The following is a 24286-nucleotide window of genomic DNA, read 5'->3' as shown; positions in this document are numbered from 1 at the left end:
GAAACGAGCGGCTGGTCCGCTCGTTTCTTCTTCTGTCGTCAGGCGGGGGTGCTGACAGGACGGTGCTGTTTCAGAGATACTAGGCGCCCCGGACATTATGACGATGACAAAGGAGCCGGAGTTTGGCCGTCAAACCGCAGATTTTTACTCCCCTTTCAGGTATCCAGCGCATTTCTGAGGCTGTGCTGATCGCTATCACGATCGCGGCCGCGTTTCTCATGCTGGCCCTGCTCAGTTACAACCCTGCCGATCCCGGCTGGTCCCAGACGGCCTGGGAGGGTGAGGTGCATAACCTGGCGGGAGCGACCGGCTCCTGGCTGGCTGATATCACCATGTTCACCTTCGGTGTCTTCTCCTATCTGGTGCCGTTTCTGCTGGTGTTGCTGGGCTGGGGTCTGCTGTGGAAGCCCAAGCGTCTGCTCGATGTGGATTACCTCACCTTAGGGGTGCGCATCGTCGGCTTCGTGCTGACCGTGCTCGGCATGTCCGCCATCGGCAGCATGAACTTCAACGATCTGCACAACTTCTCGGCCGGTGGTCTGGTGGGGGATGTGATCGCCTCGGCGGTGATCCCGCTGTTTGGCCGGGTCGGCGCCAACCTGATGCTGCTGTGCTTCGTGGCCACCGGCGTGACCATGTTCACCGGCTGGTCCTGGCTCACCATCGTCGAGCGCATTGGCGCTACCGCCATCGGCACTGTTACCGGCATCTATACCTTCCCGATGCGGCTCGGCCAGTGGCTGAACGGCGGCTGGCGCCGCGATCCGCGTGAGGAGGGGCCCGATCCCCTGCTCGACGCAGGCGGGGTGACCCTGACCCCGGAAGACGAGGATGAGCTGGCGCCGCGTCTGTCCATGTCGCGTCCGGCACGCAAGCGCAAGGCCGACGTGCTGCCCGAGCTGGATGAAGATACCTTCCAGTTCGAGCCGGATTTTGACGACGACGAGGACGAGATCCCGGCGCCGCGTAAGGCCGCTTCGGCCCGCCGCGCCGCCGAGCTGGATGAGGATGCCTTCGAGGACGATGATCTCGACGACATGCCGTGGGCGGGGGAAGAGAGCGAGCCGGCGCGTCCGGCCGCCCCCCTGCGCGCCTCGGCCCTCAAGCCCAAACCCAAGCGGGTGGCAAGCCTGCCGCCGCTGCCTTCCCTCGATCTGCTCGATCGTCCGCCCGCCAAGACCCAGTCCATGAGCAACGACGAGCTCGAGCGCATGGCCCGTCTGGTGGAGGCGAAGCTGGCCGACTACAACGTGCAGGCCAAGGTGGTCGGCGTCTATCCGGGCCCGGTCATCACCCGCTTCGAGCTCGACCTCGCCCCTGGCATGAAGGCGAGCAAGATCACCAACCTGTCGCGCGATCTGGCCCGCTCCCTCTCGGCCAGCAGCGTGCGGGTGGTCGAGGTGATTCCTGGCAAGACCTTCGTCGGCCTGGAGCTACCTAACCGGGTGCGCCAGACCGTCTATTTGCGTGAAGTGCTCGACTGTCCTGGGTTTAGCGAGAGCGAAAACCCGCTCACCATGGTGCTCGGCCAAGATATTGCCGGCTCGCCAGTGGTAGTGAACCTGGCCAAGATGCCGCACCTGCTGGTGGCCGGTACCACCGGCTCGGGTAAGTCGGTGGGGGTCAACACCATGATCCTCTCCATGCTCTACAAGGCCTCGCCCGACGAGCTGCGCTTCATCATGATCGACCCCAAGATGCTGGAGCTGTCGGTTTACGAGGGGATCCCCCATCTGCTGACCGAGGTGGTGACCGACATGAAGGACGCCGCCAACGCCCTGCGCTGGTGCGTGGGCGAGATGGAGCGCCGCTACAAGCTGATGTCGGCGGTCGGGGTGCGTAACCTCAAGGGGTACAACGCCAAGGTTCAGGCCGCCATCGACGAAGGCGATCCGCTGCTCGACCCCTTGTGGCGTCCGGGTGACTCGATGGACGAGATGCCCCCAGAGCTTGAGAAGCTGCCGCACATCGTGGTGGTGGTCGATGAGTTTGCCGACATGATGATGATCGTCGGCAAGAAGGTGGAAGAGCTGATCGCCCGGATCGCCCAGAAGGCGCGGGCGGCCGGTATCCACCTGATCCTCGCCACCCAGCGCCCCTCGGTCGATGTCATCACCGGTCTTATCAAGGCCAACATCCCGACCCGGATCTCGTTCCAGGTATCGAGCAAGATCGATTCCCGCACCATCCTCGATCAGGGCGGCGCCGAATCCCTGCTCGGCATGGGCGACATGCTCTACATGCCGGCCGGAACCTCAGATCCGGTGCGGGTGCACGGTGCCTTCGTCGATGACCACGAGGTGCACAAGGTGGTGGCCGATTGGAAACAGCGCGGCGAGCCCAACTACATCGAAGAGATCCTCTCCGGCGAGAGCGGCGAGGGGAGTGCTGGTGAGTTTGGCGGCGGGGGCGATGATGAACTCGATCCCCTGTTCGACGAGGCGGTGGCCTTCGTGGTCGAATCGCGTCGCGGCTCGACCTCCAGCGTGCAGCGCAAGTTCAAGATCGGTTACAACCGCGCCGCCCGCATCATCGATCAGATGCAGGATCAGGGCATCGTCAGTTCCCCTGGCAGCAATGGTCAGCGCGATGTGCTGGCCCCGGCACCGATGCGCGATTGAGTTCACGATTAACCTCAGGCCAGCCTTCGGGCTGGCCATTTACAAGAGAGCACACCATGAAAAAAGCCGTTTTGATGGGATCCCTGCTGCTGGCCAGCGGTCAATCCTGGGCCGCCGGTGCGGCCGACCAGCTCAAGCAGAAGCTGGCCGAGGTTAAGCTCTTCTCCGCCCACTTCGAGCAGACCGTGTTCGACGTCAAGGGGCAGGAGTTGCAGAAGGCGGCCGGTGAGCTGGTGGTTTCGCGTCCCAACCGCTTCAACTGGCACACCACCTCGCCGGACGAGAGCCTGATCGTCTCCGACGGCAAGGACGTCTGGCTGTGGGACCCGTTTGTCGAGCAGGCGACCGCCATGACCCTCAAGGATGCGGTGGTCAACACCCCCTTCATCCTCATCTCGGGCACCGACGATCGCTTCTGGAAGAATTACGATGTGACCCGTCAAGGGGATGTGTTCACCGTGTCGAGCCGTAACCAGAGCGAGCTTATCGCCTCGTTCCGGGTCACCTTCGATCGGCAGAACAACATCAGTCGTTTCGACGTCAAAGAGGCCCAGGGGCAGTGGAGCGAGTTTCACTTGAGTAACTTCAACCGCCAGCCGGCCCTCAAGGGCAATGAGTTTACCTTTACGCTGCCCAAGGGCGCCGAGCTCGACGACCAGCGGCGCTGAGGCGGCCCATGAGTAATCTCACTCTCGATTTCGCCTCCGATTCCGACTTCCGTCCCCTGGCCGCACGGATGCGGCCACAGACGCTGGAGCAGTACATAGGCCAGCGTCACATCCTCGGCCCCGACAAGCCGCTCTACAAGGCGCTTAAGAGCGGCCACTGCCACTCCATGATCCTGTGGGGGCCGCCCGGCACCGGCAAGACCACCCTAGCCGAGCTGGCCGCCCACTACTGCAACGCAGAGGTCGAGCGGGTCTCGGCGGTTACCTCCGGCATCAAGGAGGTGCGCGCCGCCATCGACAAGGCCAAGGAGAACGGTTGGCGCGGGGTGCGCACCATTTTGTTTGTCGATGAGGTGCACCGCTTCAACAAGAGCCAGCAGGATGTGTTTTTGCCCCACATCGAAGACGGCACTATTACCTTCATCGGTGCCACCACCGAAAATCCCTCGTTCGAGCTCAACAACGCGCTGCTCTCGCGTGCCCGGGTCTACCTGCTCAAGCGGTTGGAGGAGGAGGACATCCTCGCCATGATCGAGCAGGCGATGCAGGATGCGCGCGGCCTCAATGATCCGGCGCTCACCTTCGCGCCGGGGGCCAAGGAGGCGCTGGCGCGGGTGGTGGAGGGGGATGGACGCAAGGCGCTCAACTACCTGGAGCTGCTGGCCGACATGGCCGAGCCGGGTGAGGGGGGCAGCAAGGTGATCGACGCCAACCTGCTCTCGGCCGTGGTGGGGGAGCACATCGCCCGCTTCGATAACCGTGGGGATCACTTCTACGACCTCATCTCGGCGGTACACAAGTCGATCCGTGGCTCGGCCCCGGATGCGGCGCTCTACTGGTATGCCCGCATGGTGAGCGCGGGGTGTGACCCCCTTTACATCGCCCGGCGCCTGCTGGCGATCGCCTCGGAGGACGTGGGCAACGCCGATCCGCGCGCCATGCAGGTGGCCCTCTCGGCCTGGGACTGCTTTCATCGGGTCGGGCCGGCCGAAGGGGAGCGAGCGATTGCCCAGGCGATCGTCTACCTCGCTTGCGCCCCCAAGAGCAACGCCGTTTATACCGCCTGGAAGGCGGCGCTGAGCGACGCCAAATCCCTGCCTGATTTCGAGGTGCCGCTGCACCTGCGCAACGCGCCGACCAAATTGATGAGCGAGCTCGGTTACGGCGCCGAGTATCGTTACGCCCATGACGAGCCGGGCGCCTATGCCGCCGGGGAGGAGTATTTTCCCCCCGAGCTGGCGGGGCGGCGCTACTACCAACCCACCGAGCGCGGCATGGAGATTAAGATTGCGCAGAAACTCGACTATCTGCGGGATCTGGATGCACAAAGTTCGCGCAAACGCGGTAAATAGCCGCTGTTCCGGTAAGGTTGCTGCTGATACACTGTTTTTACTGCCCTGCAAGGCTGTTTTCTCCCGCAGGGCGCTTGGATTGAACCCACTGCGGATCTGTCTGGCTTGGCGCGCCCTGGCCCGGATCCCGTTTTTATGACAAGTAGGATAAACAATGCTGGATCCCAAATATTTGCGTGGCGATATCGAGGAAGCAGCGACCCGTTTGGCCACCCGTGGCTACACGCTGGACGTCGCTGCACTGACCGCACTGGAAGAACAACGCAAGGATCTGCAGTCCCGTACCCAGGAGCTGCAGGCAGAGCGCAATGCCCGCTCCAAGTCCATCGGTGAGGCCGCTCGCCGTGGTGAGGATGTTGCTCCGCTCAAGGCCGAGGTGACCAAGATCAACGACGAGCTGGATGCCTGCAAGGTCAAGCTCGACGCCCTGCTGGGTGAGATCAAGGCCATCGCCGACACCATCCCCAACCTGCCGAGCGACACCACTCCGGTGGGCCGCGACGAAGACGATAACGTGGAAGTGCGCCGCTGGGGCACCCCGCGCGAGTTTGACTTCCCGGTTCGCGATCATGTGGACATCGGGGAAGGGCTCAAGGGCGTCGATTTTGCTAATGGCGTCAAGCTCTCCGGCGCCCGTTTCGTGGTGATGCGCGGCCAGATTGCCCGCCTGCATCGCGCGCTGGCCCAGTTCATGCTGGATCTGCACACCCAGCAGCACGGCTACACCGAATGCTACGTTCCTTATCTGGTCAACCCGGACAGCCTGTATGGCACCGGCCAGCTGCCCAAGTTCTCCGAGGATCTCTTCAACACCGGTATCGGCGGGGAAGGGGAGCTGGAAGGCACCCTGCGCAAGTTCTCGCTGATCCCGACCTCCGAGGTGCCGCTGACCAACACCGCCCGCGACGAGATCTTCGATGAGCAGGAGCTGCCCATCAAGATGACCGCCCACAGCCCCTGCTTCCGCTCCGAGGCGGGCTCCTACGGGCGTGACACCCGCGGTCTCATCCGCATGCATCAGTTCGACAAGGTCGAGATGGTGCAGCTGGTGCACCCGGAGAAGTCCTGGGAGGCGCTCGAGGAGATGACCGGTCACGCCGAGAAGGTGCTGCAACTGCTGAACCTGCCGTACCGCGTGATGGCCCTCTCCACCGGCGACATGGGTTTTTGCGCTGCTAAGACCTATGACCTTGAGGTGTGGTTGCCGGCTCAGAATACCTACCGTGAGATCTCGTCGGTCTCCAACTGCACCGACTTCCAGGCTCGCCGTATGCAGGCCCGGGTACGCATCGGCGGCAAGCCGCAGCTCATCCATACCCTGAACGGGTCGGGGCTGGCGGTGGGCCGTACCCTGGTGGCGGTGATGGAGAACTACCAGCAGGCCGACGGCCGCATCGAGATCCCGGAAGTGCTGCGCCCCTATCTGGGCGGCATGACTCACATCGGCTAAGGCCGGTCGGGAGAGACAAAGCCATGGCATTGCCATGGCTTTGTCATTTTGGCGTCACTCAACCGTTTTTCTTCTGGGTGACGCCGGCCGTTGTGGCCACTTTTGTGAATTTACGTAACTTTCTCAAGCAATGCGCAATCGTTTTTGTTAGACTGCGCCGCAATTTCGAAGGACAGCTGTTTTCTATGGTCTGGATTGATTACGCCATCCTCGGCATCATCGCTTTCTCCTCTCTCATCAGCCTGGTTCGTGGCTTTGTGAAAGAGGCGACCTCTCTTATTACCTGGTTTGTCGCCTTCTTTGTCGCCAGCCGCTTCTACCCCGATCTCGCCGTTTACATCACCACCTTCAGCGATCCGCTGGTGCAAAACGGGGTCGCCATCGCCGCCTTGTTCATCGCCACCCTGATCCTGGGCGGTGTGGTGAACTACGTCATCGGCATGCTGGTGGAAAAGACTGGCCTCTCTGGTACTGACCGGGTGCTTGGCATCTGCTTTGGCGCCATCCGCGGCGTGCTTATCATCAGCGCCCTGCTGTTTTTTATCGATCTTCTCACGACACTGGATCAGAGCGACTGGTGGAAAGCGTCACGCTTTATCCCCGAGTTCCGTCCGGTGATCGAGTGGTTTTTCGGGTTCATGCAGAACTCATCGAGTTTTCTTCAACACGTATAGTGACTTCGAGGTAGCAAGGACATGTGTGGCATTGTTGGTATAGTAGGCACCACTCCCGTCAACCAGGCCCTCTACGACGCCTTGACGGTGTTGCAGCACAGGGGCCAGGACGCGGCTGGAATCGTGACCATCGACGAGGGTAACTTCCGCCAACGCAAGGCCAACGGGCTGGTGAAGGATGTGTTTGAGGTTCGCCACATGCAGCGGCTCAAGGGCAACATGGGGATCGGCCATGTGCGTTATCCCACCGCCGGCAGCTCCAGCGCCGCCGAGGCGCAGCCCTTCTATGTGAACTCTCCCTACGGCCTGGCGCTGGCCCATAACGGCAACCTGACCAATGCCCGGGCGTTGAAGGAAGAGCAGTTCAAGCGGGCTCGCCGCCATATCAACACCACCTCTGATTCCGAGGTGTTGCTCAACGTCCTGGCCCACGAGCTGGATCTGCTGGGCAAAGAGGTGCTGCAACCGGAGGATATCTTCACCGCCGTGCGCCGTACCCATGCTCAGGTGCGCGGCGCCTACGCTGTGGTGACCCTCATCATCGGCCACGGTCTGCTGGCATTTCGCGATCCCAACGGCATTCGTCCGCTGATCCTCGGCCGTCGTAGCGACGAGCGGGGGCAGGTCGAGTACATGGTGGCCTCCGAGAGCGTCGCCATCGACGTGAGTGGCTTCGAGGTGGTGCGTGACGTGGCGCCGGGTGAAGCGGTCTACATCACCGAGCAGGGCCAGCTGTTCACCTTGCAGTGCAGCGAGGCGCCCCAGCACAATCCTTGCATCTTCGAATACGTCTATTTTGCCCGCCCTGACTCCTTCATCGACAAGGTCTCTGTCTATGCGGCTCGGGTCAACATGGGCCGCAAGCTCGGTGAGAAGATCGCCCGTGAGTGGGAAGAGCTCGATATCGACGTGGTGATCCCCATTCCCGAGACCTCCTGCGATATCGCCCTCGAAATTGCCCAGCGTCTCGGCCTGCCTTATCGCCAGGGCTTCGTGAAGAACCGCTACATCGGTCGCACCTTCATCATGCCGGGCCAGACTCAGCGCAAGCAGTCGGTTCGTCGCAAGCTCAACGCCATCAGCTCCGAGTTCAAGGGCAAGAAGGTGCTGCTGGTCGATGATTCCATTGTGCGTGGCACCACCTCGGAGCAGATCATCCAGATGGCCCGCGATGCCGGCGCCGCCAAGGTCTACTTTGCCTCCGCCGCCCCGGAGATCCGCTTCCCCAACGTCTACGGCATCGACATGCCGGTGGCCAACGAGCTGATCGCCCATGGCCGTGAGGTGGAAGAGATCTGCGCCCTGATCGGTGCCGATGGCCTCATCTTCCAAGATCTGGAGGATTTGCAGGAGGCAGTGCGCGAACTCAACCCGGAGCTGCGTCACTTCGAGACCTCGGTGTTTAACGGCGAGTACGTCACCTCTGACGTGGATCAGCACTACTTGGATCACCTCAACGCCATGCGCAACGATGACAGCAAGGCGGTGCGGGAGTGGCAGGACTCCAGCAACCTGGAGATCTTCAACGAGGGCAGTTAAACGTTTCGCCTCTCTTTGGATAGGACAGCGGGAGCCTCGGGGCTCCCGTTTTTATTGGCCGATCCGGCGCGATCCGTTAGGATAGCGCCCCGATTGATTCCGCTAAGATGAGCCTTGCGATGATGATGGACGCGCTATTGGCCCCGGTGAGGGGCTTCCTGCACTGTGAAACCCCGGATGAGTGGATCGCGCTGGCCCGCCGCCCCGAGAGCCTGCCGGTGCTGCTCATCGATCACGCCAACTGTGAAACCAAGGCGGCGATGACCGCCCACAGCCTAGTGCGCCGCTACTGCCTGCCCAAGGGTAAGCGCCATCTGCTGCCTAAGCTCGATTTCTACCGCGAGCTGGATGCGATCCCGGAGAAGGCGCAGGTGCTTGGCAAGCGCACCATGGGGGAGGGCGATCGCAGCGTGTTCGCCGAGCTGGAGCGTAACCCGTTGCTCTTTCCCATGGTCAGGCTCATTCAAGAGGAGCTGCACCATTTCGAGCAGGTGCTTGAGCTCATGACGGCCCGTGGCATCGAGTATGGCCCGGTGAGTGCCTCGCGTTATGCCCGTGGCCTGCTGGCCCATGTGCGCACCCACGAGCCCGCCACCATCGTCGACAAGCTGATCATCGGTGCCTATATTGAGGCGCGCTCCTGCGAGCGTTTTGCCAAGTTAGCGCCCCATCTGGATGAGGAGCTGGGGCGCTTTTATGTCTCGCTGCTGCGCTCCGAGGCGCGCCATTATCAGGACTATCTGAGCCTGGCCGCACAATTTGCCGGCGAAGCGATCGAGGAGCGCGTACACTTCATTGGCCAGGTGGAGGCCGAGCTCATCAACACACCCGATCCCCAGTTCCGTTTCCATAGCGGTATTCCTGTTAGATCTGACAGTTGTTGATGAGAAAGGCGATCTCTAATCTAGGCGCTGTTCCTACTACGAGCGACTCAATTTGTGTTTTTCACTAAACCCGGCCCAGCCGGGTTTTTTTTCGCGCCGGTAACAACAAAGGCTGCCAAAAGGCAGCCTTCGTTGTTACGCCATGACTCTTAACGCCGGTACTCGTTGTCGTAGTTGGAGATGAGACGTTTGGTCACGTCATGCTGGGGATCGGTGAAGACCTGTAGCGTCTTGCCGCGCTCCACCACGCGCCCCTCATGCATGACCAGCACCTCGTCACTGATGTGACTCACCACGCCCAGATCGTTGGCCACCATGATGTAGCTCAGCCCCATGTTCTCCTGCATCTCGAGCAGCAGGTTGATCATCTGCGAGCGCATCGAGACGTCGAGGGTGGCCAGGGTTTCATCGGCCACCACGATGAGCGGATTGAGGATGACGGCGCGCGCTAGCGCGACCCGCTGTTTCTGGCCGGCGGCCAGCATGGAGGGGTAGAAGAGGGCGTGATCGGGCAGCAGCCCCACCATGCGTAGCGCCGCCATCACCCGCTCCTCACGTGCCTCCGGACTCAATGCCGTGTTGAGGCGTAGCGGTGTCTCGAGGATCCGCCCGACCCGGAGCTTGGGGTTCAGTGAAGAGCTGGGGTCTTGGAAGATCATGCGCAGCAGCTTGCAGCGGGTCTGATAGTCGCCATGCACCATCCGCTCACCACTGATGTGGATCTCGCCATCACTCGGTTCGATGACGCCGGCCAGAATGCGTGCCAGCGTGCTCTTGCCCGAGCCCGCCTCACCGACGATGGCCAGGGTCTGGCCCACCTCCAAATCGAACGAGACAGAGCGTACCGCATCGACCTTCTGGCGACGCAGCAGGCCGATGCGGTTGTGGAAGGTCTTGCTCAGGCCGCGCACCTGCAACAGCGGAGTGGACTCGCTCACTTCTTGTTCTCCTCGAGGTTCAGGGGGAAGTGGCAGCTGAACTGGTGCCCCTTGAGCTTGGTCATGCCCGGCGTGGTCACGCACTGCTTCTGGGCGTAGGGGCAACGTGGCCCCAGCCGGCAGCCGATGGGCAGGTGTTGCAGCGGAGGAATAACGCCGGGTAGGGCGTGCAGACGCGACTTGTGGCGCACCAGCTCATCGAGATCCAGGCTCGATTTGAGCAGGGCATCGGTGTAGGGGTGGTGCGGGTTGGTCAGGATCTGTTCGCGGGTGCCGATCTCGACCATCTGGCCGCAATACATGACATTGATGTTGTCGGTCAGGTTGGCGATGGCGGCGATGTCGTTACTGATGAGCAAAATGGTGGTGTTACCCAGCTTGTTCATCTTGTCGAGCAGACGCAGCACCTGTGACTGGGCGGTGGCCTCCATACTGCTGGTCGGCTCGTCGGCCACCAGCAGGCGCGGCTGGTTGGCGATCGCCATGGCGATCATCACCTTCTGGCAGATGCCATCGGAGAGCTCATGGGGATAGGCGTGCATCACCTTACGGTGATCCTTGATGCCGACCCGGTGTAGCAGGGCGATGGCTTGCTTTTTGCGCCACTGGAAGCGCTGCCAGATACGGCCTTGGAAGGCACGGGTCGGGATCGCCTCCTCAAGCTGGGCCCCGATGAGTTCGGAGGGGTCGAGGCTGCTCACCGGATCTTGGAAGATCATGGCGATCTCGCGGCCGAGCAGCTTGCGCCGTGCCCGTGGCTCCATGATCAGCAGATCCTGATCGTTAAAGCGCATGCGATCGGCCCGCACCGTCCAGTTATCCTTCTCAAGTCCCATGATCACCTTGGCGATCAGGCTCTTGCCCGAGCCGGATTCTCCGACCAGACCGCGGATCTCCCCCTCGGCCAGGGTCAGGCTTACCTTGTCCACCACCTTGACCTTGCCTTGCGAGCTTTCGATCTCGATGGTGAGGTTGCGAATGTCGAGCAGTGGCATCAGTCATCCCCCTCTTTCAGGGCTTCGCGGATCCCTTCGCCCACCAGGTTGGTGACCAGCACGCTAAAGAAGATGGCGACGCCGGGCAGGGTCACGGTCCAAGGGGCGAGATAGACCAGATCGCTCGACTCGGCGAGCATGGCGCCCCACTCGGGCTGGGGTGACTGGGCGCCGAGGCCGAGAAAGCCCACGGCGGCGATGTCCAAAATAGCGGCCGAGAGGGCGCGGGTGGTCTGGGTCACCAGGGTGTCGACAATGTTGGGCAGCACGGCGAGGCGCATGATGCGCAGCGGCGGCGAGCCGTCGAGCTGGCTGGCGATGATGTACTCCTTTTGCATCTCGGCATGCACCGCGTGGTAGGTCGCGCGGATGAACTGGGGGATGAGCGCCAAGGTGATGGCGATCAGGGTGTTGCCAAGGCCCGGTCCCAGTATCGCCACCATGATGATGGCGAGCAGCAGGGAGGGGATGGAGAGAATGGTGTCGAGCAGGTGGTGCAGCACGCTCGATTTGAGCCCGCGGCTCATGCCGCCGAGGATACCGATGGCGGTACCGGCCAGCAGGGCGATGATCACCGCCAGCAGGGCACTGCCGAAGGTGAGGCGGGCGCCAAGCAGCAGGCGCGAGAGAATGTCGCGGCCCAGATCGTCGGTGCCGAGGAAGAAATCGATGCTCCCCTTGCTCGACCAGGAGGGGGGCATCAGCAGAGCGTTGCTGTGCTGCTGATCGATGCCGTAGGGAAGCACCCAGGGGCCGATACAGGTGAGCGCCAGCAGGGCCAGCAGGCTCCAGAAGCCGACCATGGCCAGCGGGTTGCGGCGAAATGAGGCCCAGGTCTGCTCCAGCGGCGAGAGGATCTTCAGCTCCGGGTAGAGATTATCTTGCATACAGCTCCTTGCGGCGCACCGGATAGAACAGGGTCGTCAGCAGCTCGGTCGTGACACTGGCGAGAATGACGAAACTGGCGACCACCAGGGTTCCTCCCTGAATAGCGGCGTAGTCCTGCACGGCGATGCTGCTGACCAGCCAGCGGCCGATGCCGGGCCAGTCGAAGATCACCTCGGTCACCATGGCCGAGGTGAGCACGCTGCCAAATTGCAGGCCGAGCAAGGGGATGATGGGGGGCAGGGCATTCTTGAGCCCGTGGCGCCAGACGATGGCCGGGCGCGACATGCCGCGGCTGGCGGCGGCCTTCACGTAGTTCTGCTTCATCACCACGATGAGGGAGCTGCGCACGTGGCGGATCACCTCGGCGGTCGGCACGATGGCCAGCACCAGGGTGGGCAGCACCATGTGGCGCAGGGCATCGAGCAGGGCGGCGTGCTGCCAAGGGGCTGGGAAGAGCAGGATATCGAGCAGTGGCGCCCCGGTGAGTGGCGGCACATCGTAGAGCAGGTTGAGCTGTCCCGATGAAGGGAGCCAGCCGAGATCGAGGGAGAAGAACGAGACCGCCAGCAGCGCCAGCCAGAAGACAGGAACCGAGTAGCCGACCAGGCCGGCGCTCATTATTCCCATGTCGAGCAACCGCCCCTGGTTGAGGGCCGCCAAGGTGCCGAGGGGGATACCCAGCAGCAGCGAGACCAAAAACGCTGCCAGACAGAGCTGCAAGGTGGCCGGGAAGTAAAGGGCGATGAGGGACATCACCGGCAGGCCGGAGGCCTGAGAGAGGCCGAGATCTCCGTCAGCGAGGCGTTGCAGGTAATCGACGTAGCCACCCCACAGGGGAACCTCCTGATGGATCAGGCGGTGCTCGAGCAGGTAGGCGACCAGGGTCAGCACCAGTATGGTGATCAGCAGCAGGCTGATGCGGCGCAGGGTATAGAGCAGCATGTTATTTCCGATAGGCTCCGTTAAACAGGGTGCCCCCCAGCGGCGTCATGGTAAGGCCTTGCACGTCGCGGCGGCTGGCCTGGGTTTGCAGGGCATGGGCCAGCGGGATGAGGGGCATCTGGCTGGTGAGCATCTGCTGGGCATAGTAGTAGTTGCGGATGCGAAACCCCATCTTCGCCGAGCTGACCGCATCGTCGAGCAACTGCTCAAACCCCGGATCACACCAGCGGCTGACGTTGCTACCGGCGGCGATGGCGTGGCAGCCGAGCAATTGGCGAAAGAAGCTGTCGGGATCGGTGTTGTCGGCCTGCCAGCCGGTCAGCACCGCATCATAGCGGCCAGCCTCCAGGGTGCGCTGCATCACGCTCCACTCCTGTACCTGGATCTTGACCCGAACACCGATGGCAGCCAGATCGTTTCTGATCAGCTGGGCACTCTTACGCGGATCCGGGTTGTAGGGACGGGTGCCTGATTGCAGCAGCAGCGTCATCTCGAACCCCTGACCTAGGCCAGCTTCGGCCAGCAACTTGCGGGCCAGTACCAGATCGGGGCTGGGCAGCACGGTGGCGGGATCATAACCCCAGGAGAGGGAGGGCAGCAGGGCGCGCGCCACCTCGCCGGTGCCGAAATAGACCGCCTGTTGTAGGTTCTCCCGGTTGATGGCGTAGGCCAGTGCCTGCCGCACCCGGACGTCGTTGAACGGGGGCTGGCGGGTGTTGAGGGCCAAAAAGGCCACGTTCATGCCCGATTGCACCGACAAGGCCAGATCGTCGTGCTCCTGGATCACCTTGACCTGGCTAGCCGCCGGGTAACCCATCACATCGCACTCGCCGGTCAGCAGCTTGGCCAGTCGCTTGGCCGAGCGGGGCGTGATATCAAACACCAGTTGCTCCAGATGGGCCGGGCCCTTCCAGTAAGCGTCGTGGCGCTGGTAACGGATAAACTGGCGATCCCGGTACTCCTTGAGGCGATAGGGGCCGGTGCCGATGGGCTGGCGGTCGAGCTGCTCCGGGGTGCCGGCGCGCAGCATCTGCTCGCCGTACTCGGCCGACAGGATCACCGCATAGGCGCTGGCGAGATCGGCGAGGAAGGCGGCATTGGGGCGGCTTAGCGTGAACACCACCTGCTCCCCCTGACGATGCACCGAGGTGATCAGGCGATCTAGCCCCAGGCTGTGAAAATAGGGGTAACGGCCGCCGGAGACCGGGTTGTAAGGGGAGTGGGTGTCGATGAGGCGGGTGAAGGTGAAGACCACGTCGTCGGCATTGAGGGGGCGGCTCGGCACAAAGTTGGCGTTGTGGTGGAACATCACCCCCTTGCGCAGGGTAAAGGTGTAGGTCAGGCCATCTTGGCTCATCTGCCAGTGGCTGGCGAGCCCAGGCTCGATGGCCAGAGTGATGGGGTTGACCTCAAGCAGCCGGTCATAGAGCGGGAATGAGACGGCATCCAGCGTGGTGCTGAGGTTAGTCAGCTGCGGATTGAAGGTCTGCAGTGCCCCTTCCGAGCAGTAGATCAGGCCCGCCTGGGCGGCACTCTTTTCCTGAGGCTGGCAGCCTGCCAGTAGCAGCGCCCCGGCCAGCAGCAGGTATTTGTTGGTGATCATGGTCGAACCGTGTAGTGAAAAGGGATCAGGCGTCGTCGCCATCCTGCAATCGATACTTGCGTAGCATGCCACGAAACTGGTGATAACTCAGCTCAAGCAGTTCGGCCGCCTTGCGCTGATTGTACTGGGCACTGCCCATGGCGCGCCGGATCAGCGCCACTTCGAACTGAGCCACCGACTCCTTTAAGTTAAGCGGCAGGGCCAGCGCGTCGGTGGCGGGCCCCTCGGGGTCACGTTTGCGTGGGCGCCATGGCGAGTCGAACGGGTCGAGCACTAGGGCTGCCAGCGGCGCATCCGGGGCCGCCTGCCGGTAGATGCTGCGCTCGATGACATTTTTAAGCTCACGCACGTTGCCCGGCCAGGCGTAGTCGAGCAGGGTCCGGCGCACCTCTGGGGTGAAGCCGGCAAACAGGGCAAAGCCCAGCTCGCGGGTCATGCCGTGGGCAAAGTACTCGGCCAGCAGCAGGATATCCTCGGGGCGCTCGCGCAGGGGCGGTAAGGTTATGACATCGAAGGCCAGCCGATCCAGCAGGTCATGGCGAAATTTTCCATCACTGGCCAATTGCGGCAGATCTTCGTTGGTGGCACAGATGAGGCGGGTGTCGACCTTGACCGGCTTGGCGCCGCCGACCCGTTCGAATTCGCCGTACTCGATGGCGCGCAGCAGCTTCTCTTGCACCCTGACCGAGCAGGTGGCCAGCTCGTCGAGGAACAGGCTGCCGCCGTCGGCCCGCTCGAAGCGGCCCTGATGGCGCTTGGCGGCGCCGGTGAAGGAGCCCGCCTCGTGGCCAAACAGCTCGGTCTCGAGCAGGGTCTCGCTCAAGGTGGCGCAGTTGAGGGTGATGAAACTCTGATCCCAACGACGGGAGAGATAATGCAGGCGATGGGCGATCAGCTCTTTACCTGTGCCGCGTTCGCCGATGATGAGAACGGGTTTGCGCAGGGGGGCGAGGCGCGATACCTGCTCGATCACCTCGAGGAAGGCGTTGGACTCGCCCAGCAGGCTCTCCATGGCGGGCTGCATGTATGCTCCTTGGTCGTTTGGGCCAACAGTTGGTGTATTTAACCACGAAGGTGGATTTGTCACCACCTATTCGACGGTGTTAGGCTAGACAAATCAAGGTATTAAGCAAGAATTCCAACTTGGCACAGCCCTTGCTCTAGTGTCTGTAGCGTTAACACATGAGCCTATCAAGGAGTCCATCATGGGCATTTTTTCCCGTCTCGCCGACATCATCAACTCCAACCTCTCCGCCCTGCTCGACAAGGCCGAGGATCCGCAAAAGATGGTGCGCCTCATCATCCAGGAGATGGAGGATGAACTGGTTAAGGAGCGCTCCAACCTGGCTCGCTTCCTGGCCAGCCAGAAAGATCTGGCCCGCCAGGTGGCGCGCCACCGCGAAGAGCTCGATGCCTGGCAGAGCAAGGCCGAACTGGCCCTGACCAAGGGGCGTGAGGATCTCGCCCGCGCCGCCCTCATCGAGAAGAGCAAGCAGAGCGAACTGGTCGCCTCCCTCGAGCGTGAGCTGGCGGCGGCTGAAGCCGGCGTTCAGAAGCTGGGCGAGGAGATCGGCCAGTTGCAGGCCAAGCTCGAAGATGCCCGTGCCCGTCAGAAGGCGATGCTCATCAGAAGCGAGGCCGCCAGCAGCCGCATCAATGTGCAAGGCACCTTGGAGCGCGGCGCCGGTGCGGGCGCGGTCGACAAGTTTGAACGCATGGAGCGGCGCATCGACGAGATGGAGGCCAAGGCCGACATCGGTGGCGGTGATCGCACCCTCAAGGCGCAGTTTGCCGAACTCGAGGCAGACGATCAGATCAGCCGTGAACTCGAGGCGCTGCGCAATAAGCTGGGTCAATCCGACAAGGTGCAAGGGGAGTAAGCGATGGAAGAACTGCTCGGCATATTGATGATCCCCATGGTGGTCTTCATGGTGGTGGTGGCGCCTATCTGGCTGATCCTCCACTACCGCGCCAAGAGGCGGTTGGGTGAGGGGCTGGCCGAGGAGGAGCGTGCCCAGTTGCACGCCCTCATCAGCCGCGCCGAGAAGATGCAGGAGCGGGTCAGCGCCCTCGAGTCGATCCTCGATGTGGAAGTCCCTGGCTGGAGGAGCAAGGCATGAGTGGAGCATGGCAAGAGGAGCCGCGTACGCGTGGCCTCTACCGGGACCCCCAGCGTGGCAAGATTGCCGGCGTTTGCGCGGGGCTCGCCGACTACTTCGGGGTTGAGATCTGGATCGTGCGCCTGCTCGCCATCTCGGGCCTCATCTTCGCCGGCTTCATTACCTTTTTTGCCTACTGCGCCGCCTGGCTGCTGCTCGACAAACGTCCCCAGCGGCTGACCGATGACGGGATCCTGATGAAGGAGCGCAGCTGGCAGGCCGGTAGCACGCCACGCCAGGCGCTGGCCAGGGTCAGTCGTGAGCTCGAGAGCCTCGAGCCGCGGCTGCAAACCCTAGAGCGGCTGGTCACCTCCCGTGAATTCAACCTGAGAAGGGAGTTCAACAAACTCTGATGAGCCTCGAGCATACCCTGCGGCGCTGGCAGGAGAAGGCCACTGACGTGGTCAACCGCGGCCTCGATCGTCATGTGCGCCTGGCGGTGACCGGGCTGTCGCGCTCGGGCAAGACCGCGTTTATCACGGCGCTGGTGAATCAACTCGAGCATGCGGCCCTCGATGCCCGCCTGCCCCAGTGGGAGGCGGTGCGCCGTGGTCGGCTGCTCGGTGCGCGCCGGGTGCCGCAGCTCAACCATCACATTCCCACCTTTGCCTATGAGCGCGGCATGCAGGCCCTGCTGGGCGAGCCGCCGGCCTGGCCCGAGGCGACCCGCGGCGTGGCCGAGATCCGCCTCGAGCTGCGTTATCAGAGCCGTCACCTGCTGCGTCGCCAGTTGGCCGAACACAGCACCCTTTATCTTGAGATTGTCGACTACCCGGGGGAGTGGCTACTCGATCTGCCGCTGCTGGCGCTGAGCTTCGAGCAGTGGAGCGAGCAGGTGCGCGCCCAACTGGCGCGCCCGGCCCTGCGCGAGCTGGCCAGTGACTGGCTGGAGACCCGCTGGCAGGCCACGGACCCTTTCGATGAGGGGCGGGTGGCCGCCGTGGCGGGCACCTACACGGCGTGGCTGCATCGCTGCAAGGATGAACTCGGTCTGCACCTGATCCAGCCGGGGCGCTTCGTGCTGCCCGGTGAGTATGCCGGTGCGCCCATGTTGCAGTTCGTCCCCTGGGTGTGGCAGGCGCCGGAGGCGGAGTGTGGCGCGGGCAGCCTCTACGCGGCTTTGCGCGATCGCTTCGAGCACTACAAGCAGCACCTGGTGAAGGGATTTTATGAGCAGCACTTCGCCGGGTTCGATCGCCAGATCGTACTGGTGGACTGCCTGCAACCGCTCAACGCCGGCCCGGAGAGCTTTGCCGACATGCAGCAGGCCCTCTCGCGCATCATGGAGAGCTTCAGCTACGGCAAGAGCAACTGGTGGCGACGTTTGTTCTCTCCGCGTATCGACAAGTTGCTGCTGGTGGCGAGCAAGGCCGATCACGTGACCCCGGAGCAGCATCCGGCACTGGTCTCTTTGCTCCAGTCACTGGTGCGTGGCGGCCGTGGTCAGGCCCATTTTGAGGGGATCGAGACCGAGTGCATGGCGCTGGCCTCGGTGCGCGCCACCGAGGTGGGGCAGGGGCAAAGCGGCGGTCATACCTTCCCCGCCCTCAAGGGAACCGGGCTCGATGGCCAGCCCCTGCTGCTGTTTCCCGGCGAGGTGCCCGCCACCCCACCCACTGCCGCCTGGTGGCAACAGGGCAGCTTTGACTTTCAATCATTCCGGCCGCTGCCGATGGCGCCCCATCAGGCCATGCCTCATGTTCGCCTCGACGCGGCGCTGGAGTTCCTGCTCGGCGACAAGCTGGTTTAAGGAGGAAAGATGGAGGAGAAACCGCGCGGCAAGGTGATGCTCGATGAGCTGGCGCCGCCGGTCGCCGACACGCGCCCGGCCAGCCCGGTCACACTCGAGCCACAGAGCTTTGCTCCGCTTGAGGAGGCTGTCGAGGAGAGCCTCAGCCCCCGGCCCGCACGTTCGAAGCGGCGTCATCGCCTGCTGGCCTGGGGTGTGGGGGGCGTGGGGCTGCTCTCGCTCGGCCAGTATGGTCACTTTTTGTGGCAGCAGTGGCTGGCAGAGCCGCTGTGGGGCGGGGCTTGGCTGCTGGCCTCAGGCCTGGTGATCTGTGGCGCCGCGCTGGCCGCCGGGCGCGAGTGGCGCCGCTTGCGCCGCCTGAAAAAGCGCCAGGATGTGCGCTCGCGCGCCGAGGATCTGCTGGCCCATCAAGGGGTGGGGCAGGGGGAGGCGCTGTGCATCCGATTGGCCGAGGAGTCGGGGGAGCGGGGCTCGGAGGGGTATCGCCGTTTTTGCAGTCAACTTGAGGCAACCCACAGCGATGCTGAGGTGCTCACCCTCTATAGCCAGCTGGTGCTGGCCGAGCGCGACCGTCAGGCACAGAGCCGGGTAGTCAAGTGGGCGGCCGAGGCGGCGGTCATGGTTGCGCTGAGCCCGCTGGCGGTGGTCGACATGGCGCTGATCTTGTGGCGCAACCTGCGCATGATCGACGATATCGCCGATGTCTACGGTATCGAGTTGGGCTATTGGAGCCGCATCCGCCTTATCCGCCAAGTGTTTCGCAATCTTCTCTATGCCGGCGCCACTGAGCTGGTGACCGACGTGGGGGTGGATGTGCTGGGGGCGGATCTGGCGGGGAGGGTCTCGGCACGCGCCGCACAAGGGGTAGGGGCGGGGCTGCTCACCGCCCGTCTTGGGATCAAGGTGATGGAGACCTGCCGCCCTATTCCCTGGCAGGGCGAGGAGCGGCCCCGGCTGGCCCAGTACCGCAAGGCGCTGGTGGAGAAGGTGACCGGCTACCTCACCCGCCGTCCCGATGCGTCATCGTTGTAACGATATTGTTACGATTAGCCCAGGCAGCCACCGTTCGCGGTGGCTGCTGTTTTTCGGGCCGAGCCAGTATCTTGAGCCATAAGACCTGTCGATGTGGAAGCGGCCATGAAAGCGACTCCCTATGTGGCTCACACGCCCGGCCCGGATGGTCGGATCCCTTGGAGCGAGGTGGAAAATGCCACCTGGCAGACCCTGATCGCCCGGCAAAGTGCCGAGTTGCCGGGGTGGGCCTGTGACGAGTATTGCGCCGGGTTGGCCCGTCTGAACTTGCCGCGAAGCCGGGTGCCGCAACTGGACGAAGTGGGGCAGGTGCTGGAGGGCTCCACCGGCTGGTCGGTGGCGGCGGTGCCGGCGCTTATCTCGTTTGATCGCTTCTTCTCGCTGCTGGCGCAGCGCCGCTTCCCGGTGGCCACCTTCATCCGCCGCCCGGAAGATCTCGATTACCTGCAAGAGCCCGATATCTTCCACGAGATCTACGGTCACTGCCCTTTGCTCACCAACCCGGCGTTTGCCCACTTCACTCAGGTCTATGGGCAATTGGGGTTGGCGGCTTGCAAGGAAGAGCGGGTCTATCTGGCGCGTCTTTACTGGTTCACGGTGGAATTTGGCCTGCTGCGCACCGCCGCTGGGCTGCGCCTCTATGGCGGCGGGATCCTCTCTTCTATCGGCGAGACCCGTTATGCCCTTGGTGCCGTCCCTCAGGTGGCGGAGTTTGATCTCATCGAGGTGCTGCGCACCCCGTATCGCATCGACATCATGCAGCCGCTCTATTTTGCCCTGAGCCGCCTAGACGATCTGTTCGAGCTGGCCGAGCGCGACATCATGGGGGCGGTGCACCAGGCGATGCGCCTCGGGCTGCGGGCGCCCCTGTTTCCCCCTAAGCCGGCGCTGGCTGGTTGAGCAAAACGAGAAGGAGTGACCTTATGACCGAACTGGCTGCCCAACACTGCGATGCCTGCCGTGCCGATGCCCCTAGGGTGAGCGAGGCCGAGTTGGCGGAGCTGATGCACGCCATCCCTGACTGGCAACCGGTGGAAGAGGAGGGCGTGTTGATGCTCAGACGCGTCTTCTCTTTTCGCAATTTCAAGGAGGCGCTGGCCTTTACCAACCGGCTTGGGGCGCTGGCCGAGGCCGAGTTTCACCACCCCGCCATCCTGACCGAATGGGGAAGGGTGACCGTGACCTGGTGGACCCACAAGATAGGGGGGCTGCATCGTAACGACTTCATCATGGCGGCGCGTACTGACAAACTGTTCTGATTGTGTCCACTTCTGTCCGGGTTCGCCGCGTGATCCGTGGCGAACCCGCATTTTTTCTGGCCAAGACTCGCACCAGGTCAGGCGAGTCTGTATCATCCGCGGATAATGCTACCGTCTGCAAGGATACGAACCTTACATGCGTCTCGAAGTGAGCTGCGAAGACCGACTGGGCCTGACCCGTGAGCTGCTTGATCGCCTGGTGGAGCGCAATATCGATCTGCGGGGTATCGAGATCGACACCACTGGCATCATTTATCTGAACTTTCCTGAACTCGATTTCGCCGATTTTCAACACCTGATGCCGGAAATCCGCCGCATTCCCGGCGTTTATGACGTCAAGACCATCCCCTTCATGCCCTCGGAGCGCGAGCACCATGAGATCCGAGCCCTGCTCAAGGCGTTGCCCGATCTCATCTTCTCGCTCGATGCGCGTGGCCGTATCAATCAGGCCAACCAGGCTGCGCTATCGGCGCTCGGCTCGAGCCTGGAGGAGCTTAAAGGGGCGGCCCTTGGCCACCACATCAAGGGGTTTGCCTTCAGCCGCTGGCTCGAATCGGGCGATCCCAAGGCGCAGACCTGCAAGCTGGGCTTTGCCGGCGAGGAGTACTTGGCCGATCTTATCCCGCTCTATGTGCCTGGGGAGCGCGAGGGACAGGCGCTAGCCGGTGCCGTGGTGGTGCTGAAATCGGCGCGCCGGGTGGGGATGCACTTCAACGCCCTGCATGCGGACGAAATCGGTGGTTTTGAGCACATCCAGACCCAGAGCAACCGCATGAAGCAGGTGCTGGCCGAGGCGGCCAAGCTGGCCATGCAGGATGCCCCCTTGCTGCTGATGGGTGAAACCGGTACCGGCAAGGAGTTACTGGCCCGTGCTTGCCACGGCGCCAGCCTGCGCTCGAGCCGCCCCTTCATGGCACTTAACTGCGCCGCCATGCCCGACAACGTGGCCGAGAGCGAGCTGTTTGGTTATGCGCCGGGTGCCTTTGGCAACAACACCGAGGGCAAGCGCGGCGTGCTGGATCTGGCCAGTGGCGGCACCCTGATGCTCGACGAGATTGGCGACATGTCGCCGCACTTACAGACCAAGTTCCTGCGGGTGTTGCAAGATGGGGTCTTTCGCCGGGTGGGGGACGAGCAGGAGGTGCAGGTCAACGTGCGCTTCATCTGCACCACCCAGAAGAATCTGCTGGAGCTGGTGGGCCAGGGCAAGTTTCGCGAGGATCTCTTCTACCGCCTCAACGTGCTGAGCCTGACCCTGCCCCCCTTGCGCGAGCGCAAGGCCGATATCGTGCCGCTGGCTCAGGAGTTCGTGGCGCGCTTTGCCACCGAGTTGCAGCGCAGCCGGCCGCGTTTTAGCCGCAATCTGGGTGACTACCTGCAAGCCTATCGCTGGCCGGGCAACGTACGGCAGCTGCGCAACAGTCTCTATCGCGCCATGACGCTGCTCGATGGGGATGAGCTTGGGCCCGAGCAGATCGATCTGCCTGCGGACAGCGAGCCGATGCCTGCCATCGACGAGTGGTTCGAAGGGGATCTCGATGAGGCGGTCAAGCGCTTCGAGCGGCGCTTGCTCGAGCGGCTCTATCCACAATTTCCTTCGACCCGCCAACTGGCCAAACGGCTGGGGGTCTCCCACACGGCTATCGCCAACAAATTACGTGAATATGGTCTTGGTAAGAAATAAAGGGTGGCTGCGAGCGCTGCTCGTGGTCGCTGGGCTGCTGTTGCCCTCCTTGCCGGCCAGCCTGGCGGCGGAGGCCATCAGCGCCGAACTGTGCGCGGTCGCCGTCAACGACGTGGTCATCGATATCATCACCTATACCCGCTGGCCGCATCCCATCTCTGCCTTGCAGATGTGCATTGCGGGGCAAACCGCCTATGCCGGCAGCTTGCTCGGTCTTAAGCACAATCACGAGGGGCGGGTGCTCGTCACCCGCCGCATCGATCTGGCCGAGCCGGCGCAGTTCGATGGCTGTGATGTCGTCTATTTGGGAAAGATGGCGTCAGAGCAACGGGAGGCCTTACCGGATCTGCTCAATGGGCGCGGCATATTAGCGATTGAAGAGGATAATCCGGGTTGTGAACGGGGTGGGATCTTCTGCCTGCGTCTGGGGGCGGATCGCATCAGTTTCAGTGTCAATCTCGATTCGCTTTCGCGTAGCGGTCTCAAAGTTCACCCAGGCGTGCTTAAACTGGGGCGCAAGGGAAGGGGGGGGCAATGAATCACTCGGTTTCACTGCACACCCTGCTGCGGCGGGCCAATCTTGGCAGCATGGCGATGGCGGTCGGACTGGCCACCATTGGCTTGACCTTGGCGGCCCTGTGGGCGTTGCGTGGTTATGCGGTGCACAATCTGGAGCTGGTGGCCCGCTCCATCAGCTATACCACCGAAGCGGCCGTGGTGTTTGGGGATCGGGAGGCGGCGCTGGGCATGGTGCGCGAGATAGCGCGTCGTGAAGAGGTCTCCGATGTCATGTTGCGCCTGCCCGATGGCAGTGAGTTTGTGCACTGGCGTCGTCCTAACCGGAGTAACTTCGACGCCTTGAGCCGTCAGTTGGCCGGCTGGATCTTACCCAAGCAGATCAGCATGCCGATCCACAGTGAGGAGCGGGTGGTAGCCACCTTGGATCTCGAGGCCCATGGCACGACGCTGCTCACCTTCACCATCATTGTGATGATCGCCATCATCGGCTGTTTGCTGATCAGCGGAGGGGGGGCTTATGTGGTCTCCCAACGCACCCAGTTGCACATCCTCGGTCCACTGCAACAGCTGGCCAAACTGGCCCATGAGGTGCGGCGCAAGCGGGATTTCAGTCAGCGCCTGCCGAGCACCTCGATTGCCGAGTTGGATCAGCTCAATGAGGATTTTAACGCCCTGCTGGGCGAGCTGGAGCGCTGGCAATCCTGGCAAGAAGAGGTGCACGCCACCTTGCGCCATCAGGCCACCCACGACAACCTGACCGGCCTTGCCAACCGGGCGCTGCTCGAAGAGTGCATGGAGCAAGCGTTGGCGCGTTGCCGCAGCGAGCAGCGACCTTTGTGCCTGCTCTATATGGATTGCAACCGCTTCAAGCTGATCAATGACACCTATGGTCACGCGGCCGGTGATGCCGTGCTGGTGACCATTGCCGAGCGACTGCGCACCACGCTGCCCGCCTCGGCACTGCCTTCACGGCTGGGAGGGGATGAGTTCGCCATCCTGCTCCAAGGAGAAGATGCCGCCATGGCATCACAACTGGTTGAAGCCTTGCATCAGGTCATGGCGCAGGGGATCACCTTGCCTGACGGGCGGTCACTGGTGGCCACCCTGAGCATCGGCCACAGCCATTGTCCGCCTGTACTGCGCGATATCGACGAGTTGATGCGCGAGGCGGATGAGGAGATGTACCGTGCCAAACAGGCCGCAAGAAACAACAAGGGGGTACACCATCAAACCAAGCAAGACGATACGGCATACGCTGCCGCTACTATGGATCGGCCTTCTGGGACTGAGCGGGTGCCAGAGTCTTCCTGAGGGGCGTCTCAACCCGAC

The 24286-nt window shown here is 62.8% G+C and carries 23 protein-coding genes; 17 read left to right on the top strand and 6 right to left on the bottom strand.

The window, feature by feature from the left end:
• Nucleotides 1-122 precede the first annotated feature (122 nt).
• The 7 genes from FE240_RS09370 to miaE all read left to right on the top strand — a co-directional run bounded on the left by FE240_RS09370 (nucleotide 123) and on the right by miaE (nucleotide 9188).
• Nucleotides 123-2621: a DNA translocase FtsK gene (locus FE240_RS09370; RefSeq protein WP_193004350.1), complete on the top strand. Its 2499-nt coding sequence runs from the start codon at nucleotides 123-125 to the stop codon at nucleotides 2619-2621.
• Nucleotides 2622-2677: 56 nt separating this feature from the next.
• On the top strand, nucleotides 2678-3289 hold the full coding sequence (gene lolA, locus FE240_RS09365) for an outer membrane lipoprotein chaperone LolA (protein WP_193004348.1): 612 nt from the start codon (nucleotides 2678-2680) through the stop codon (nucleotides 3287-3289).
• Nucleotides 3290-3297: 8 nt separating this feature from the next.
• Entirely contained in the window at nucleotides 3298-4641 is a 1344-nt protein-coding gene (locus tag FE240_RS09360; RefSeq protein ID WP_193004347.1) for a replication-associated recombination protein A, read from the top strand.
• A gap of 154 nt (nucleotides 4642-4795) precedes the next feature.
• Complete coding sequence (gene serS, locus FE240_RS09355) at nucleotides 4796-6091, top strand: serine--tRNA ligase (protein ID WP_042048889.1); 1296 nt, start codon at nucleotides 4796-4798, stop codon at nucleotides 6089-6091.
• A 185-nt stretch (nucleotides 6092-6276) separates the two neighbouring features.
• A complete protein-coding gene (locus FE240_RS09350) occupies nucleotides 6277-6765 on the top strand; it encodes a CvpA family protein (RefSeq protein WP_042048890.1) in 489 nt (162 codons plus the stop codon).
• Between the two features lie 21 nt (nucleotides 6766-6786).
• A complete protein-coding gene (gene purF / locus FE240_RS09345; protein WP_193004345.1) occupies nucleotides 6787-8304 on the top strand; it encodes an amidophosphoribosyltransferase in 1518 nt (505 codons plus the stop codon).
• Nucleotides 8305-8429: 125 nt separating this feature from the next.
• Nucleotides 8430-9188 carry a tRNA isopentenyl-2-thiomethyl-A-37 hydroxylase MiaE gene (miaE, locus tag FE240_RS09340; RefSeq protein ID WP_193004511.1) on the top strand — a complete coding sequence of 253 codons (759 nt, stop codon included), beginning with the start codon at nucleotides 8430-8432 and terminating at the stop codon, nucleotides 9186-9188.
• 149 nt (nucleotides 9189-9337) lie between these two features.
• Here miaE and FE240_RS09335 read toward each other — a convergent pair whose 3' ends face one another.
• The 6 genes from FE240_RS09335 to pspF are packed head-to-tail and all read right to left on the bottom strand — an operon-like array spanning nucleotide 9338 to nucleotide 15578.
• Entirely contained in the window at nucleotides 9338-10126 is a 789-nt protein-coding gene (locus FE240_RS09335; RefSeq protein WP_193004343.1) for a peptide ABC transporter ATP-binding protein, read from the bottom strand.
• Nucleotides 10123-11121 carry a peptide ABC transporter ATP-binding protein gene (locus FE240_RS09330; protein WP_042048893.1) on the bottom strand — a complete coding sequence of 333 codons (999 nt, stop codon included), beginning with the start codon at nucleotides 11119-11121 and terminating at the stop codon, nucleotides 10123-10125. The genes FE240_RS09335 and FE240_RS09330 overlap by 4 nt, the downstream gene beginning before the upstream one ends.
• A complete protein-coding gene (gene sapC / locus FE240_RS09325) occupies nucleotides 11121-12008 on the bottom strand; it encodes a putrescine export ABC transporter permease SapC (protein WP_193004341.1) in 888 nt (295 codons plus the stop codon). The genes FE240_RS09330 and sapC overlap by 1 nt, the downstream gene beginning before the upstream one ends.
• Nucleotides 11998-12951 carry an ABC transporter permease gene (locus tag FE240_RS09320; RefSeq protein WP_042048895.1) on the bottom strand — a complete coding sequence of 318 codons (954 nt, stop codon included), beginning with the start codon at nucleotides 12949-12951 and terminating at the stop codon, nucleotides 11998-12000. Before FE240_RS09320 ends, sapC begins: the two co-directional genes overlap by 11 nt.
• Nucleotide 12952: 1 nt before the next feature.
• A complete protein-coding gene (sapA, locus tag FE240_RS09315) occupies nucleotides 12953-14554 on the bottom strand; it encodes an ABC transporter substrate-binding protein SapA (RefSeq protein WP_193004339.1) in 1602 nt (533 codons plus the stop codon).
• Between the two features lie 25 nt (nucleotides 14555-14579).
• Entirely contained in the window at nucleotides 14580-15578 is a 999-nt protein-coding gene (gene pspF / locus FE240_RS09310) for a phage shock protein operon transcriptional activator (RefSeq protein WP_193004337.1), read from the bottom strand.
• 181 nt (nucleotides 15579-15759) lie between these two features.
• Between pspF and pspA the strand changes: the two genes are divergently transcribed.
• The 10 genes from pspA to FE240_RS09260 all read left to right on the top strand — a co-directional run bounded on the left by pspA (nucleotide 15760) and on the right by FE240_RS09260 (nucleotide 24268).
• Nucleotides 15760-16434: a phage shock protein PspA gene (pspA, locus tag FE240_RS09305; RefSeq protein WP_042048898.1), complete on the top strand. Its 675-nt coding sequence runs from the start codon at nucleotides 15760-15762 to the stop codon at nucleotides 16432-16434.
• Nucleotides 16435-16437: 3 nt separating this feature from the next.
• Complete coding sequence (pspB, locus tag FE240_RS09300; protein WP_042048899.1) at nucleotides 16438-16674, top strand: envelope stress response membrane protein PspB; 237 nt, start codon at nucleotides 16438-16440, stop codon at nucleotides 16672-16674.
• On the top strand, nucleotides 16671-17066 hold the full coding sequence (gene pspC / locus FE240_RS09295) for an envelope stress response membrane protein PspC (RefSeq protein ID WP_193004335.1): 396 nt from the start codon (nucleotides 16671-16673) through the stop codon (nucleotides 17064-17066). Before pspB ends, pspC begins: the two co-directional genes overlap by 4 nt.
• Complete coding sequence (locus FE240_RS09290; RefSeq protein WP_193004333.1) at nucleotides 17066-18463, top strand: YcjX family GTP-binding protein; 1398 nt, start codon at nucleotides 17066-17068, stop codon at nucleotides 18461-18463. The genes pspC and FE240_RS09290 overlap by 1 nt, the downstream gene beginning before the upstream one ends.
• A gap of 9 nt (nucleotides 18464-18472) precedes the next feature.
• A complete protein-coding gene (locus FE240_RS09285) occupies nucleotides 18473-19495 on the top strand; it encodes a YcjF family protein (RefSeq protein WP_193004331.1) in 1023 nt (340 codons plus the stop codon).
• 105 nt (nucleotides 19496-19600) lie between these two features.
• Nucleotides 19601-20395, top strand: a complete 795-nt coding sequence (phhA, locus tag FE240_RS09280; RefSeq protein WP_193004329.1) for a phenylalanine 4-monooxygenase — start codon at nucleotides 19601-19603, stop codon at nucleotides 20393-20395.
• A 23-nt stretch (nucleotides 20396-20418) separates the two neighbouring features.
• Nucleotides 20419-20754: a 4a-hydroxytetrahydrobiopterin dehydratase gene (locus FE240_RS09275; protein WP_193004327.1), complete on the top strand. Its 336-nt coding sequence runs from the start codon at nucleotides 20419-20421 to the stop codon at nucleotides 20752-20754.
• A 136-nt stretch (nucleotides 20755-20890) separates the two neighbouring features.
• Nucleotides 20891-22438: a transcriptional regulator TyrR gene (gene tyrR, locus FE240_RS09270; RefSeq protein ID WP_042046532.1), complete on the top strand. Its 1548-nt coding sequence runs from the start codon at nucleotides 20891-20893 to the stop codon at nucleotides 22436-22438.
• Nucleotides 22425-22976 (top strand): YfiR family protein, encoded by a 552-nt coding sequence (locus FE240_RS09265; RefSeq protein ID WP_193004326.1) that lies wholly within the window; start codon nucleotides 22425-22427, stop codon nucleotides 22974-22976. Before tyrR ends, FE240_RS09265 begins: the two co-directional genes overlap by 14 nt.
• Entirely contained in the window at nucleotides 22973-24268 is a 1296-nt protein-coding gene (locus tag FE240_RS09260) for a diguanylate cyclase (protein WP_193004324.1), read from the top strand. Before FE240_RS09265 ends, FE240_RS09260 begins: the two co-directional genes overlap by 4 nt.
• Nucleotides 24269-24286: the final 18 nt, after the last annotated feature.

Origin of the sequence: Aeromonas simiae (assembly GCF_014892695.1) — a bacterium.
Classification (GTDB): Bacteria; Pseudomonadota; Gammaproteobacteria; order Enterobacterales; family Aeromonadaceae; genus Aeromonas; species Aeromonas simiae.
The sequence above is the reverse complement of the archived record's forward strand: the minus strand, read 5'-3'. Positions and strand labels throughout refer to the sequence as shown.